The 14,214-nt window shown below is 69.1% G+C and carries 14 protein-coding genes and 2 pseudogenes; 10 read left to right on the top strand and 6 right to left on the bottom strand.

Annotated features, from left to right (window positions below; all coding sequences use genetic code 11):
* Positions 1–398: 398 nt before the first annotated feature.
* The 3 genes and pseudogenes from AC0685_RS41140 to AC0685_RS41130 all read left to right on the top strand — a co-directional run bounded on the left by AC0685_RS41140 (position 399) and on the right by AC0685_RS41130 (position 3,450).
* Positions 399–2,300 carry an ABC transporter ATP-binding protein gene (locus tag AC0685_RS41140; RefSeq protein WP_478230456.1) on the top strand — a complete coding sequence of 634 codons (1,902 nt, stop codon included), beginning with the start codon at positions 399–401 and terminating at the stop codon, positions 2,298–2,300.
* Between the two features lie 46 nt (positions 2,301–2,346).
* The gene (locus AC0685_RS41135) at positions 2,347–2,538 is read left to right on the top strand and encodes a hypothetical protein (protein WP_478230455.1); all 192 of its coding nucleotides are present in this window, start codon (positions 2,347–2,349) and stop codon (positions 2,536–2,538) included.
* A gap of 32 nt (positions 2,539–2,570) precedes the next feature.
* A pseudogene (locus AC0685_RS41130) lies at positions 2,571–3,450 on the top strand (alpha/beta fold hydrolase).
* Here AC0685_RS41130 and AC0685_RS41125 read toward each other — a convergent pair.
* Together AC0685_RS41125 and AC0685_RS41120 are read right to left on the bottom strand one after the other, a co-directional pair.
* Positions 3,437–4,198 carry a 2-keto-4-pentenoate hydratase gene (locus AC0685_RS41125; protein WP_478230454.1) on the bottom strand — a complete coding sequence of 254 codons (762 nt, stop codon included), beginning with the start codon at positions 4,196–4,198 and terminating at the stop codon, positions 3,437–3,439. The pseudogene AC0685_RS41130 and the gene AC0685_RS41125 sit on opposite strands and share 14 nt — an antisense overlap.
* Positions 4,195–4,992, bottom strand: a complete 798-nt coding sequence (locus AC0685_RS41120) for a 2-keto-4-pentenoate hydratase (protein WP_478230453.1) — start codon at positions 4,990–4,992, stop codon at positions 4,195–4,197. The genes AC0685_RS41125 and AC0685_RS41120 overlap by 4 nt, the downstream gene beginning before the upstream one ends.
* Positions 4,993–5,122: 130 nt before the next feature.
* On the opposite strand from AC0685_RS41120, the gene AC0685_RS41115 reads away from it, so the two are divergent.
* The 3 genes from AC0685_RS41115 to AC0685_RS41105 all read left to right on the top strand — a co-directional run bounded on the left by AC0685_RS41115 (position 5,123) and on the right by AC0685_RS41105 (position 7,200).
* Positions 5,123–5,695, top strand: a complete 573-nt coding sequence (locus AC0685_RS41115; protein ID WP_340686404.1) for a hypothetical protein — start codon at positions 5,123–5,125, stop codon at positions 5,693–5,695.
* 34 nt (positions 5,696–5,729) lie between these two features.
* Positions 5,730–6,137 (top strand): CoA-binding protein, encoded by a 408-nt coding sequence (locus tag AC0685_RS41110; RefSeq protein WP_340686403.1) that lies wholly within the window; start codon positions 5,730–5,732, stop codon positions 6,135–6,137.
* A gap of 280 nt (positions 6,138–6,417) precedes the next feature.
* Positions 6,418–7,200: an IclR family transcriptional regulator gene (locus AC0685_RS41105; RefSeq protein WP_340686402.1), complete on the top strand. Its 783-nt coding sequence runs from the start codon at positions 6,418–6,420 to the stop codon at positions 7,198–7,200.
* A 78-nt stretch (positions 7,201–7,278) separates the two neighbouring features.
* Here AC0685_RS41105 and AC0685_RS41100 read toward each other — a convergent pair whose 3' ends face one another.
* Positions 7,279–7,494: a hypothetical protein gene (locus AC0685_RS41100; protein ID WP_478230452.1), complete on the bottom strand. Its 216-nt coding sequence runs from the start codon at positions 7,492–7,494 to the stop codon at positions 7,279–7,281.
* 23 nt (positions 7,495–7,517) lie between these two features.
* Here AC0685_RS41100 and AC0685_RS41095 point away from each other — a divergent pair.
* The 3 genes and pseudogenes from AC0685_RS41095 (at position 7,518) to AC0685_RS41085 (ending at position 10,374) form a co-directional block, all read left to right on the top strand.
* A pseudogene (locus AC0685_RS41095) lies at positions 7,518–8,874 on the top strand (L-lactate permease).
* Positions 8,875–8,981: 107 nt separating this feature from the next.
* Positions 8,982–9,854: a nuclease gene (locus AC0685_RS41090; RefSeq protein ID WP_478230451.1), complete on the top strand. Its 873-nt coding sequence runs from the start codon at positions 8,982–8,984 to the stop codon at positions 9,852–9,854.
* Between the two features lie 124 nt (positions 9,855–9,978).
* Entirely contained in the window at positions 9,979–10,374 is a 396-nt protein-coding gene (locus AC0685_RS41085) for a sigma factor-like helix-turn-helix DNA-binding protein (protein WP_478230450.1), read from the top strand.
* Positions 10,375–10,430: 56 nt separating this feature from the next.
* Here AC0685_RS41085 and AC0685_RS41080 read toward each other — a convergent pair whose 3' ends face one another.
* A complete protein-coding gene (locus tag AC0685_RS41080) occupies positions 10,431–11,705 on the bottom strand; it encodes an RNA polymerase sigma factor (protein WP_478230449.1) in 1,275 nt (424 codons plus the stop codon).
* Positions 11,706–11,735: 30 nt separating this feature from the next.
* On the bottom strand, positions 11,736–12,152 hold the full coding sequence (locus tag AC0685_RS41075; RefSeq protein WP_478230448.1) for a YciI family protein: 417 nt from the start codon (positions 12,150–12,152) through the stop codon (positions 11,736–11,738).
* Between the two features lie 150 nt (positions 12,153–12,302).
* Between AC0685_RS41075 and AC0685_RS41070 the strand changes: the two genes are divergently transcribed.
* The gene (locus AC0685_RS41070) at positions 12,303–13,292 is read left to right on the top strand and encodes a small ribosomal subunit Rsm22 family protein (RefSeq protein WP_478230447.1); all 990 of its coding nucleotides are present in this window, start codon (positions 12,303–12,305) and stop codon (positions 13,290–13,292) included.
* Here the strand turns inward: AC0685_RS41070 and AC0685_RS41065 are convergent.
* The gene (locus tag AC0685_RS41065; RefSeq protein ID WP_478230446.1) at positions 13,274–14,188 is read right to left on the bottom strand and encodes a LysR substrate-binding domain-containing protein; all 915 of its coding nucleotides are present in this window, start codon (positions 14,186–14,188) and stop codon (positions 13,274–13,276) included. The genes AC0685_RS41070 and AC0685_RS41065 overlap by 19 nt on opposite strands.
* Positions 14,189–14,214 lie beyond the last annotated feature (26 nt).

Here is a 14,214-nt window from a genome sequence, read left to right as displayed (position 1 = left end):
TCGCAAGAACAATCATCCCAAGCCAGAGGGCATTTGCGTACCCGGACACACCCCAAACACCCACATCACACCGGTGGATCCAGGTTGAGTGTCCCTATTCCCACACACCCCTCACCCCGCGTAGCGACACTGACCGACCGTGTGGATTTTGGGACGTCAGATGTCCCGAAACCCACACAGTCACCGAAGGCGGCCCGATCCGCTTCGCGCGCGGGAGCAAGGGACCTTTGCTACCGCCTGGTGCCCGGCCTCGCCCTTCGAGCGCAGGTTGCGAAAAGATGCTTTCGCAACGCCCTCCACCGCGGAAGCGCGACCGAAGCGCGGTGACACATCAGGAAAAGCACGCCCCACCCCTTCAGCTCTCGGAAATGTCGGTGGGTGCGCGTAGAGAAGGACGAGTGCCCGAAGCGACCGTGCCCCTGATCGGGGTCGAGAACCTCAAGATGCCCGAATGGGCCACGGTCGACGAGACCGTGGCCGCGGCGGGGATGGTCAAGGCCATCCGCACGCTCCCGTCCGCCGTGGCCATCGTGCTGCGGCTGGCCTGGCGGACGTCGCCGCGGCTGACCCTGCTCGCCGGCGTCGTCCACCTCCTTTCCGGCTGTGTCACGGCCTTCGGCCTGCTGGCCACGGCGAACGTGTTCATCGCGCTGCTGGAGAACGGGCCGACGCCCGAGAGGGTGCTGCAATCGCTGCCCGCGCTGCTGATCGTCGTCGGCACGTACGCGTTGCGCGCGCTGCTCGACACGGCGGTGGCCGCGGTCGAGGGCGCGCTCCGGCCGCGCGTCGTGACTTCGGCGGGCGACGAGGTCACCGCCGCGATGGTCCGCGTCCACCTGCTGGCCTTCGAGGACGCGGACTTCCGGGAGCTGGCGAGGCAGGGCGCGCGGTACGGGGTCCGGTCGATCGAGATGAGCCTGCGCTGGCTCGCGGATCTGACGTCGGCGCTGATCTCGCTGGTCGCCGCGCTGGTGGCGGCGGGTCTGCTCAACCCGTGGCTCGCGCCGGTGCTGCTGCTCGCGGCGGTGGCCGACGGCTGGGCCGCGGCGAAGGTCGCGAAGCTGAACTACCGGCATTATCTCGACACCGTCGGCCGCAACATCCGGAAAGGGATCGTCGAGGAGGTCGCGACCTGGCGCGAGTTCGCTCTCGAACGGCACGCCCTCACCCTCCAGGAGCCGTTGCTCGGTGAGTACCGGCGGATCACCGACAGCTTGATGCGCGAAGAGGTCCTGCTCGCGCATCGCAGCAACATGGTCCGCCTGACCGGGCGCGCGGCGGCCGGTGTCGGCACCGCGATCGCGTATCTGGTGCTCGGTCTCCTGCTCTACTCCGGGCAGATGGAGCTCGCCCTCGCCGGGACGGCCGCGCTCGCCATGCGGACGGCGTCGAATTCGTTGTCCATCACGATGCACGCGGTGAACTCCTTGTACGAGGAGTCGTTCTACATCGCCTTCTTCAATCGGCTGCTGGTGGAGTCCGAGAAACGGGGCCCGGCGAAGGGCGGGGTCGCGGCTCCACCGGATCCGGCGGAGATCCGGCTGGAGAACGTCGGTTTCACCTACCCCGGCCAGGAGAACCCCGCACTGCGCGAGGTTTCGCTGACCATCCGGCGCGGCGAGGTGGTCGCCCTCGTCGGGGAGAACGGTTCGGGCAAGACCACGCTGGGCAAGCTGCTCACCGGGCTCTATCCGCCTTCGGAGGGAAAGGTGTACTGGGACGACGTCGATCTGGCCGGCGCCGATCACGAGTCGGTGCACGCCAACATCGCCGTCATCGCCCAGGATCCCGCCGAATGGCCGATGACGGCGGAGCACAACGTGACCGTCGGCAGGCTCGGCCGGGAAGACCCGGAGCGCGCCGCGTGGCACGACGCGATCACCTCCTCCGGCGCCGAAGAAGTGATCGATTCCTTGCCCGCCAAGGAGAAAACGGTGCTGTCCAAGAAGTTCAACGACGGGCAGGACCTTTCGGGCGGGCAGTGGCAGCGGATGGGCATCGCCCGCGGGATCTATCGCGACGCCGCCGTCCTGGTCGCCGACGAGCCGACGGCCGCCCTCGACGCGAAGGCCGAGGCCCGGGTCTTCGCGGGGCTGAGGCACGCGAGCGTTTCCGGGGCGGGCAGGCGCACGACGATCCTGGTGACCCATCGGCTGGCCAACATCCGCTCCGCGGACCGGATCCTCGTGCTGGAGAAGGGACGGCTGATCGAGCAGGGCACGCACGCCGAGCTCATCGAGGAAGGAGGCGTCTACCACGAGCTTTACGAGATCCAGGCCCGTGCGTATCGCGGCGAGTGAGCGGGTAACCGGTGGACGGCAAGGACCCGATCCACCGGAGGGAACCATGTCCGACCAGGAAGACCGCGAAGCAGCAGACGGCCCGAGCCCGGCCGACGCCTCCGAAGAGGCTGTCCAGCTCAGCAGGCCCGACGGCGGCGAACCGGGCGACACAGAACCGGAGGAGATCGCCGAAGACGAGGGCATGCAGCGGGCCGCCGGGCCGGAGAGCCAGGCCGTCCACGTCGAGGACGCGTAGCCGTTTCCGGCTTCGGCGGTCACACTGTCCTGATGCCGGAGAAGATCGCCGAAGTGAACGGCATCCAGCTGTGCCACGAGACGTTCGGGCCGCCGGGCGGCAGGCCGTTGCTGATGATCATGGGTTTGGCGTCGCAGATGATCTGGTGGGACGACGAACTCTGCGAGAACCTCGCGGCCGAGGGGTTCTACGTCATCCGCTACGACAACCGGGACGCCGGCCGGTCCAGCCGGATGTCCGGCCGGGCGAACCTGCCGCTCGCGTACGCCCTGCGCACGGCGCCGTACTCACTGGCGGACATGGCTGGTGACGCCGCCGGGCTGCTGACCGCACTCGGCGTCGAGAGCGCGCACGTCGTGGGCGCGTCGATGGGCGGGATGGTCGCGCAGACGCTGGCCATCGAGTATCCGTCGCGGGTGCGGTCGCTGACGTCGATCATGTCGACCACCGGCAACCGGTTCGTCGGGCGGCCGAGCGCCAAGGCGATGGCGATGCTGCTTTCGGCGCCTCCTCGCGGCCGAGAGGAGTACGTCGATTCGCTGGTGCGCATCTTCCGCGTCATCGGCTCGCCCGGCTACCCCCTTCGACGAGGCGCGGATGCGGGAACGCGCGGAACGGTCCTTCGATCGCGGCGTCGATCCCGGCGGGACCGGGCGGCAGCTGGCGGCGATCGTTTCGAGCCGGGATCGCTTCCGCGCGTTGCGGAAACTCGAGGTGCCCGCACTGGTCGTGCACGGTTCGAAGGATCCGCTCGTGCACGTTTCCGGCGGCCGGGCGACGGCCCGTGCGCTGCGGGAGTCCGAAGTGGACATCGTCCCCGGCATGGGGCACGACCTCCCGCGCGTGATCTGGCCGCGGCTGACGCGCGGTCTGGTCCGGACCGCCGACCGCGCCGACGTCAAGACCCGGTGAGCGTGATCGAGCCCAGATGCGAGAAATGCGCCGCCACCCGTGAACCCGGGCGCACGTCGACCGCGTCGGTCATCCCGCCGGTGAGCACGATCCAGCCAGGCTCCAGCGCGAGCCCCCGAGCACCGAGGGTGTTGGCCGCCAGCGCCAGCGCTTCCGCCGGATGTCCCTGCACGGCCGCGCCGGTGGCGGTGTCGACGATCGCACCGTCGACCTCCAGAAGCGCCGCCTCCAGCGAGAGATCAACTGTGGACGGCTCGGCGCCGACCGGGCCCAGCGTGAAATAAGCCGAGAAACCGTTGTCCGCCACGGCGTCCGGCAGCCTGCCCCGATAGTCGCGGTAGCGGCTGTCGACGATCTCGATGCCGCCGTGGACCCGATGCACCGCCGCCATCGCGGTCGCCGCGGTGACACCGGGGCCCGCGAGCCGGTCACCCAGCACGAAAACCAGCTCGGGCTCCGCACGCGGGTGGATCAGCGACGGCACCGGGACGCCGGCGGGCAGCACCATCGCGTCGGTCAGCCACGCGAGCAACGGCGAGTCGATCCCCATCCGCCGCTGCATCGCACGCGAGGTCAGGCCCAGCTTGACGCCGATCACCGTCTCGCCGCGCACCCGCCGAAGCCGCAGTGCCTCGTCCTGGATCGCATAAGCGGTATCGACGTCCAAAGCGGGCCACGTGTCCGTCAGTGGCTCGCGTTCTTCCCCGGACAGCAGCGCTTCCGCCGCCTCACGCACACCAAGGCTCACGGCCGTTCCTCCCCGGAGAACTTCGCGGTGACACTGCCGAGCCCCGCCATCGTCGCGACGACGGTATCGCCGGGACTCACCGGGATCGCGCGCGTCATCGAACCCGGCAGCACGACGTGCCCCGGTTCGAGCGCGACACCGAGCGGCCCGACCGTGTTCGCGAGCCACACCAGCGCGTTCACCGGTGAGCCGAGCACCGCGCCGCCGGCCCCGGTCGCCGCGATCTCACCGTTCTGGTGCAGGACGCAGCCCACCAGCCGCAGGTCGATGTCGCCGATCGCGGTCGGCCTGCTGCCGAGGACGACACCGCCCGAGGACGCGTTGTCCGCGATCGTGTCGACGATGCTGATCTTCCAGTCCCGGATACGGGAATCGACGATCTCCAGCGCCGGGACGACGAAGTCCACCGCCCGCAGCGCGTCCGCCACCGTGACGCCGGGGCCGCGCAGCCGTGAGCCGAGCACGAACGCGATCTCCGGCTCGATCCTCGGCTGCAGGAAGCCGCCGACCGGGATCGGCTGGTGTTCGAGGTGGAACATCGAGGCGGTCAGATGGCCGTAGTCGGGCTGGTCGACGCCCATCTGCCGCTGCATTGCGGCGGACGCGAGACCGACCTTGTGCCCGCGCACCTCGTCGCCGCGTTCGGCCCAGTGGCGGACGAGCCGCTGCTGGATGCGGTACGCGTCCTCCAAGGTCGCGGCGGGATACGTCTCGATGAGGGGCGCGATCGGCTTGCCGGTCTCGTACGCGCTGAGCAGCGCGGCCGCGGCCTCCTGCAGCGTGCTGGCGTCCATGGGCTCCTTCCGACAGCCGAACTCTGCCCCGTCGCCTGTGCCCGCACAAGACGCCCGTTCCACTGGCCGGTACGCACGGATTAGGCCGAAAGGGTCTCGCACGCCCCCGATCATCACCTAGCCTGCACCCATGTCCGATTGGACGCTCTCACGGGCGAAGGCCAGGATCGACCGCCGCGAAGAGCTCGACGAGCTCACCGCGCGCATCCGCTACGAGGTGCGGGTGCACCTCAACGAGCCCACCGCGCACAACGCCTACGACGAGCTGACCGACATCTTCGCCATCGGGCACGCGGAGTGTTCGGCGCTGCTGAAGCACCGCCGTGTCCTGCCGCTGTGGGAGCGGCTGCTGCTCCAGCGCTACACCCGGCGTCTCTACGGCAAGGCGGTCTCGGCGACCGTCGGTGACCTCCCCGCCGACGCGGGGCCGGCGCCCGCGGCCGCGTTCGGCCCGGAGATCGCCTCCCTGACCCCGGATTCCGGTGACACGGGGGCGAAGTTCGACCTGCAGGGCCGCGGCCTGGTCAACGTCTTCCGGATCGCCGCCGGGCGGCACGGCGAGATCTGGCCGGACCGCCATGACGTCGCGACAACCTCCGCGCGCAGCGTCCTCACCTGCTCCGCGGTCTTCCTGCGCCGCCGCGCCTGGCACGTCGTCTGGCCGGTGTATCGGGTGCGGGGGCTGCGACTCTGGAAGCTCTAGGAATGCGCTGCCACCCGCCGTCGTTGAACCCGGTATGACCGATCGCGCCACCGAGATCCTCGCCGGATCGAAGACGATCGCCGTCGTGGGGCTGAGCCGCGATCCGGCCAAGGCCTCGCACGGGGTCGCCGCCGTGCTGCAGGCACACGGGTTCCGGATCATCCCCGTCCACCCCTCGGCCGACGAGCTGCTGGGCCAGAAGGTCTACCGCTCGCTCACCGACATCCCGGAGCCCGTCGACATCGTCGACGTCTTCCGGCCGTCCGAGGACACCCCGCCGATCGCCGAACAGGCCGTCGCGATCGGCGCGAAGGCGCTCTGGCTGCAGCAGGGCATCGTCTCCGCCGAGTCCCGCCGGATCGCCGAAGAAGGCGGGCTGGCTTACGTCGAAGACCGCTGCACCGCCGTCGTCCGAGCGGTCGCGAATCTGTCTGTGCGTTAGAAACGTACTTCGCCACGAACCCTCGCCGCGATTTTCCGGCGGGGGTTCGTTCATATCCGTGAACAGAAGAATGACCTTTGAAGTCATACACCGATTCTGATCAGCCGAACGAATTGGTCCAAACCGGTGATCTTGACGGGAAGCCTCCAAGCTGGGAAAACTTGTCCGGTCGCCAGTTTGTTAAGAAACCTTCCCTAGGGTGGGGCGAGCTGTTAACGTCCGAATCCGCTTAGCGGAAACAGGTGCCGATCACCGGCACCCCGGTCCATCGGAGGGCGAAGTGGGCACACCCCGCTCCCTGGATTCCAGTGGCACACTCGAGCGCGGACTCGCGGTTCTCGAGCATGTGGGCCAGAACCAGGAGATTTCCACCAACGCGATCGCCCGGCAACTGGGTCTCTCCCGGAGCGCGGCCTACCGCATCGTCGGCACCCTCAAGAATCTCGAATACCTCGAAGCCGATCGCACCACCGGCCGCGTGCGGCTCGGCACCCGGCTGGTCGAACTCGGCGCCCGCGCGATGGCCGCGACCGACCTCCACCGCTGCGCGCCGCGTTATCTCGCGTCGCTCGCCGAACGCAGCGGCGAGACGACCTATCTCGCCGTCCCGGACAACGACACGATGGTCTACGTCGCCACCGAACGCAGCGCCAACGCCGTCACCCTTGCCTGCCGCCTCGGCACCCGCCGCCCGCAGCACGCGACGTCGCTGGGCAAGGCGTGGCTGGCGGCGCTGCCCGAACAGGACCGCGTCGAACGCATCCGCCGGATGAAACTCGACAGTCTCACGCTCAAGACGATCAACGATCCGGCCCGGCTCCTCGACGACCTTGCCAGGACCAGCCGCCGCGGCTGGGCCGTGGACGACGTCGAGAACGAACCGGACGTGGGCTGCGTGGCCGCCGCCGTCCGCGACCACACCGGACGGCCGATCGCCGCGATCAGCATCGCGGGCCCCGCCGGCCGGGTGCTCCGCCGCACCGACGAACTGGGCGCGACGGTGGCGGGCACCGCGGCCGCGCTGTCGCTCCGGCTGGGTTACGTCCGCGCGCAAAGGGCCTGACGTGGGCTGGGTCCAGGACTACCAGCCGGCGGGCGGGCTCTGGCCGTCCGCCGCGCTGCGGCGCTGCCGATCATCGTGCTATTGGTGACGCTGGGAGTCCTGCGCCGATCGGCGCAGCTCTCGCCGGCGCCGGCGCTGATCACCGCGCTGCTGGTCGCGGTACTGCTGTATCGCATGCCCGCCGGGCTCGCCTTCGATTCCGCGGCCATGGGTCTCGTGGTCGGTGGCCTGGATCGCGTTCCACGCCGTGTACTTCCACAACGTCACCGTCGCGACGGGACGATTCGACGACATCAAGGCGGCCCTCGCCGGGTTCAGTGAGGACCGCCGCCTCCAGGCGACGGGCGATCGCGTTCGGCTTCGGGGCGCTGCTGGAAGGGATCGCGGGCGGCGGCTCGCCGATCGCGATCACGGCGGCGATGATGGCCGTGCTCGGTTTCCCGCCGGTGAAGGCGGTGGTGCTCGCGTTGCCGGCGAACACCGCGCCGGTCGCGTTCGGCGGCCTCGGCAATCCGCTGATCGTGCTCGGCAGGCTGACCGCGCCGATCCTCGGCATCAAACAGGAGCAGGCGACGGAACTGTTCTCGTCGATGGTCGGCCGCCAGCTCCCGTTGCCGGCGCTGATCGTCCCCGGCTTCCTGATCGTGGTCCTCGCGGGCTGGAAACGGATGATCGAGGTCTGGCCCGCCGTGCTGACGGCCGGGCCGTCGTTCGCGGTCATGCAGTTCGTCACCTCGAACTTCATCAGCCCGAGCCTCGTCGACGTCGTCGCCGCGCTCGCCGCGATGGCCTCGCTGTGGATCTTGACGCGGTTCTGGCAGCCGTCGGCGATCCGGCGTTTCGACGGCGAAGAACCGGTGCGGGCCGGGGCAAGCCTCGGCGCGGCGAAAGCCGGGCGCGGCGCGCTGTACGCGTGGGCGCCGTACATCATCCTGATCGCGGCGATCTTCCTGTCCCGGATCGGCACGATCTTCAAGAACCCGCCGGAATGGCTGGACCTGACGAAGCTGCTGCACAAGGCCGACTGGGTGTTCGCGTGGCCGGGACTGCACAAGGAGGTCGTCCAGCACGCGCCGATCACGCCGAAGGACACCCCGTACGCGGCGACGTTGACCGTCGATTCCTTTACTCGCCGGGAACGGTGGCCCTGATCGCGGCGATCGTGGCGGTCTTCCTGATGGGCGCGAAACCGCGGCTGCTGCCGGCGACCTACCGCCGGACGCTGCACCAGATGCGCTGGGCGCTGGGCGCTGGCGACGATCTTCATGATCCTCGCGATCGCGTTCGTCATGAACTACTCGGGTGCGACGCAGACACTCGGCCTGGCGCTGGCGACCACCGGGGTGCTGTTCCCGTTGTTCTCGGCCTACATCGGCTGGCTGGGGGTGTTCCTCACCGGATCGGACGCGTCTCTTCGGGCCGATGCAGGTGATTTCGGCTCAGCAACTGCACGTCGACCCGATCCTCGCCGGTGCCACCAACACCTCCGGCGGCGTGATGGGCAAGATGATCTCGCCGCGGAACCTGTCCATCGGCGCCACCGCGATCGGGCGATCCGGGCAGGAGGGCGCGCTGCTGCGGCAGACCTTCCTGTGGTCGGTCGTGCTGACCGCCGTGGTCGGGGGTATCGCGTTGCTTCAAGCGACCGTGCTGGAGTTCATGATCCCGTCGTGAGCGGGAATGCGGGAATGTCCACAATGGTCACCCGATCTTTACCGGCCATTGGGCTGGATGGATGAACGCCAGGTTCGTTCACCGGAATGGGAACTACCGTTGTCCTCATGCCCATGACGCTGATCAAAGGTACGTTCCAGCTCGTCGGAGCCTCACCGGACGGCGATTCGGTACGGTTCTATCCCGAAGATCCCCAGGCGACCAAGAAGGCGGGCCTGAAGGTCCGGCTCAATTCGCGGGGCGGGATGCAGCTTCGGCTCGACGCGATCGACGCGCTCGAAACGCATTACCGGGGCAGGGGAACCGGCGGGATGTGGCATCAGCCCGCGGAATTCGCCGACGCCGCCGCGGCGAACCTGCTGAAGGCCCTCGGCTTCAAGACGGTCGAACGCGATGAACGGGGAACGGTCACTTCGTCGACGCCGATCAAGGTACCCGGTCACATACTGACGCGGTTCGCCGACAAATACGGACGGGCGGTGGCGTTCGCCTTTCCCGGACAACGGCCGGGACGGTCGGCGGACCTTTCCAAGGTCCATCTCGACGTCAAAACGCTGAAGAACTCCGCGAACTACCGGCAGGTCGCGGACGGGCTCGTCTACCCGACGTTCTATTCACTGCTTTACCCCGATCTGCGTGACGCCTTGGCCGAAGCGGCGGTCGAAGCGCGCCAGAACGGGCTCGGGCTGTGGCCTCAGGACGTCACGAACTCCGGGTTCAAGCTCTCGTCGCGCCGGCAACTGGCCGACGAACTGGTGATCCTGCCGAAACTGTTCCGAAGGCTCGTCGACTACCTCGCGCTCGACGAAAGCGGCGGGGTCTCGCTGAGCGGCTTCTCCGACTTCCTCGATTCCCGCGACGACCGCCTGTTCACCGTCCCGGACGGGCACGCCACGGAATTCGAGACCTTGGTGAGCGTGAGGCGGCAGACCGTGAGCCTGACGATCGAGCCCGAGCGGACCGTCTTCATCGAGGCCTGAACCATGTCCCGTGTCGGCAAAAACACCGTACCTCCCTCCCCCTCCACCGTGCTCATCTGAAAGGTGGGAGAGGGAGCCGATGCGAGGACACGGTTCACGACGGCCGGAGGAGGCCGGCGGGCGGATGGAGACGGCTTCGAAACTCGTCGACGCCATCCGCGTCCTGGTCATGCGCTACTGCCGGGCGCGGATCGGCCGCCGTGCGGGCACCTACGACATCGCCGACGCGATCGCGAAGGACAGCTGCCGCGAGATCTTCGCCGGGGCGGCCGGCGCTCCCGCACTCCTCAGGTTCGCCTACGACGTCACGCGCGGCCTGGTGGACGACTTCCACCGGACCACCGCCGAGCTGCCGAACCCGCTTTCCGGGCTGCCGGGCCAGCAGCGCGAGATCATGGTGCTGCGGTCGCTCGTCGGGCTTTCCGCCGACGACACCGCGCTGGCGCTCGGCTGCTCCGTCCAGGCCGTCCGGCTGGGGCAGCACCGGGCGCTGAGCGCGTTGCGTCCTGCCCCCGCCTGACGCGTTTCGTCCTCTGGATGCGGTAGTTCGCGGCGCGAACTACCGCATCCAGAGGACTAATCGCGGCGGGTGCACTCCGCCGCCCGGTTCAGCAGCAGGGTGCGCTCGCGGTCGTTCCCGGTCATCCCGGCCGCGCGCTCGAACTCGGCGCGGGCCTCGTCGAGGCGGCCGAGCTTCGCCAGGAAGTCGCCGCGCACACTGGGCAGCAGGTGGTACGACTTCAGCGCGGGCTCCGGCACCAGCTTGTCGACGACCTCCAGCCCCGCCTCCGGGCCGACGGCCATCGACAGCGCCACCGCCCGGTTCAGTTCGATCACCGGCGACGGGTTCAGCTTCCCGAGCCCTTCGTACAGGACGGCGATGCGTGCCCAGTCGGTCTCGTCGCCCGTTCGCGCCCGCGCGTGACAGGCGGCGATGGCGGCCTGCGCCGCGTAGACGCCGAGAGCGCCGTCCGCCAGCGACTCGGCGAGCTCCAGCGCGGCGAGACCACGGCCGATCAGGAGCCGGTTCCATTTCGTCCGGTCCTGATCCATCAGCAGCACGGGTTCGCCGTTCGGCCCGACGCGCGCGGCGGCTCGCGACGCCTGGATCTCCATCAACGCGACGAGCCCGTGCACCTCGGGTTCCCTCGGCATCAGCCCGGCCAGGATCCGGCCGAGCCGCAGTGCCTCTTCGCACAGCGCCGGTCGCATCCAGTCCTCGCCCGCCGTCGCCGAATAGCCCTCGTTGAAGATCAGGTAGATGACCTCGAGCACCGAGGACAGGCGCGCGACCCTGTCCTCCCCCTCGGGCACCTCGAACGGCACCTTGGCGTCGCCGAGCGTCTTCTTCGCCCGGACGATCCGCTGCGCGATGGCGGTCTCCTTGGCGAGGAACGCCCGCGCGATCTCGTGCGTCTGGAGCCCGCCGATCATCTTCAGCGTCAGCGCCACCCTGGCCTCGGTCGACAGCACCGGATGACAGGCGGTGAACACCAGCCGCAGCAGATCGTCCTCGATATGCTCGTCGAGACCGGCGGTGAAGTCGGGATCCTCCTCGAACTCCAGCTCGCGGCCGATCTCGCCGAGCTTCTTCTCGTACCGCTCGTTGCGCCGGAAGGTGTCGACGGCACGGCGTTTCGCCGTGGTCATGAGCCAGGCGCCCGGGTTCCTCGGGACGCCCGACTCAGGCCACTGTTCGAGCGCGGCGACCAGCGCGTCCTGCGCCAGTTCCTCCGCGAGTCCGACATCGCGCGTCATCCGCGCGAGGCCGGCGATGAGGCGGGCCGATTCGATCCGCCACACCGCGTCGATCGCCGAACGGGGGTCTGCTGTTGCCGTCACGCCGACCAATCAACATCGTCGGCGCGACGACCGCAACCACTAGTTCGCTCCGGACTGCTCCCGCAGCTTCTGCTCGCGCTCGACGATCTCCGGTGTCGCGTTGTCGAAGTCCTCCAGCTCCGCGATGCGGCGGATTTCGATCTCGCCCTCGCGGAACGGCGCGCGCTTCATCCATTCGACGACCTCGGCCCTGTCCTTGACCTGCAGGATCCAGAAACCCGCGATGAGCTCCTTGCTCTCGGCGAAGGGCCCGTCGACGACCCTGGCCTCGTTGGTGCCGGAGTACTGGATGCGGAAACCCTCGGCGCTGGGGAGCAGGCCTTCACCCGCGAGCATGACGCCGGCCTTCACCAGTTCCTCGTTGAACTTCCCCATCTCCTGAAGGTCCTCGGCGCTCGGCTGCGCACCGGCCACGTCGGTCTTCTCGTCGCTCTTGACAATCACCATGAACCGCATCTCGCGTCTCCGTTCCCGGCGGGGCTCGTCCCTGCCACATCTACGCGTCGATCGGGCATCCCCGGTTTCGACACGGTCCCCGAACTTTTTCCGCGGATATTCGAGCAGCCGGAAAATCGCAGGTCAAGGCCCATGAGAGGATATTCCCTCGTGGCAGCACTCCCCCAAACCCTCCGCTCCGCCCTCGACGAAGAGCTGGGCAAGTACCCGCAGAACAGGCTGACGCAGTCCGTCGAGCGGCTCAGCACGCGCTACCGCGAGAACAACCCCGCGAGCGCGCCCATCCTCTCTTCCGAGGTCGACATCGCGGCGTACGCGGGCTACCGGATGCCTGCCACGTACGCGGCCGTACACGCCGTTCTCGCCGAAGCCGCCCTTCGCGCTCCTGGGTTCGCTCCCCGGACGCAGATCGACGTCGGCGGCGGGACCGGTGCCGCGATCTGGGCGGCGGCCGGCGTGTGGCCGTCGCTGGAGGAAAGCACCGTCGTCGAGCAGGTCCCGGGCGCGATCGCGCTGGGGCGGCGGCTCGCGGGGAACGCCGGCGACAAGGCCGTCCGGGGCTCGACCTGGCGACGTGGCCTGATCGACCCGGCCGCGCCCGCGCCGGAGGCCGATCTGGTGACCCTCTCCTATGTCCTCGGGGAGCTGCCCGAAGCCCGCAGGGCCGACGCCGTCCGCTGGCTGTCGGCGAAGGCCGGGATGCTCGTCCTGATCGAACCCGGCACCCCCGCCGGCTACGAACGGATCGCCGAAGCGCGGGATCAGCTCGTCGGGCTCGGGCTCTCCCTGGTCGCGCCGTGTCCGCACGAAGGCGCGTGCCCGATCCCGCGCGGCAAGGACTGGTGCCATTTCTCCGCGCGTCTCCCGCGCACCGGCCTGCACCGCCAGCTCAAGTCGGGAACGCTCGGCTTCGAGGACGAGAAGTTCTCCTACGTCGTCGCGTCGCGCACGGCACCGGAACGCGCCGAAGCCCGCATCCTGCGGCATCCGGCCAAACGCAAGGGCATGGTCGGCCTCTCCCTCTGCGCCGGAGCCGGGCTCACCGAAACGATCGTCACCAAACGGCACGGCCCGGCCTACCGCGCGGCCCGCGACGCCGAATGGGGCGACGCCTGGCCCCCTCAGTCCACAGTGGACTGAGGACCTCGCCGCACCTGATTGCCGACGGCGGCGAGCAACGCGCCGAGGGCCGGATTGTCGTTGCTCCGCCGCCACATCAGTTCGAGTTCGACCGGGCGGTTCTCGACACCGTCCACCGGACGGAGCACCACCCCCTCGAAGCGCAACGCGGCCGCCGCGGCCGGCACCAGCGCGACCCCGATCTCCGCCTTCACCAGCGCGAGCACCGTATGCACCTGACAGGGGTACTGCGTGTACTCCGGCAGCACCCTGGCGGCGCGGAACACCGCCACGACCAGGTCGTGGAAGTAGCGGCCCTCCGACGGCGAATACATGATGAACGGTTCGCCGTCGAAGTCGCGGACTTCGGGATTCTTCTCGCGCCGCGCCAAAGGATGCGCCGACGGCAACGCCGCCAGCAGCGGCTCCCGCCACAGCGGCAGGGTCACGACGTCGGCTCCCGTGACCGGCGGCCGGATCATGCCGAGATCGATCCCACCCGCCAGCAGTTCCGCCACCTGCGCCGCCGTCACCATCTCCCGGAGTACTAGATCGACGCCGGGCACCTCGGCGTTCGCCACGGCGATGACGCGTTCGAGGTAGGAATACGCCGCCGTGGCGGTGAAGCCGAGCGTGACGACCCCGGCCTCGCCTTTCTTCGCCCCCCGGGCGTACAGCGTCGCCTCTTGCACCGAACGAAGGATCTTCCTCGCCTCGGCCAGAAAAACCCGTCCTGCCGGGGTCATCCGGACCGTGCGGTGCGTCCGGTCGAACAGCTCGACCTCCAGTTCGCGCTCCAGCAACTGGATCCGCCTGCTCAACGGCGGCTGGGTCATCGAGAGCCGCTCCGCCGCCCGGCCGTAGTGCAGTTCCTCGGCCACCGCAACGAAACTCACCAGCTGCTCCAGGGAAAACACCCAGCCAGTCTAGGTATCGCCGAAGG

This window comes from Amycolatopsis sp. NPDC043889 (genome assembly GCF_056435645.1).
This window is presented reverse-complemented; position numbering and strand designations above follow the sequence as displayed.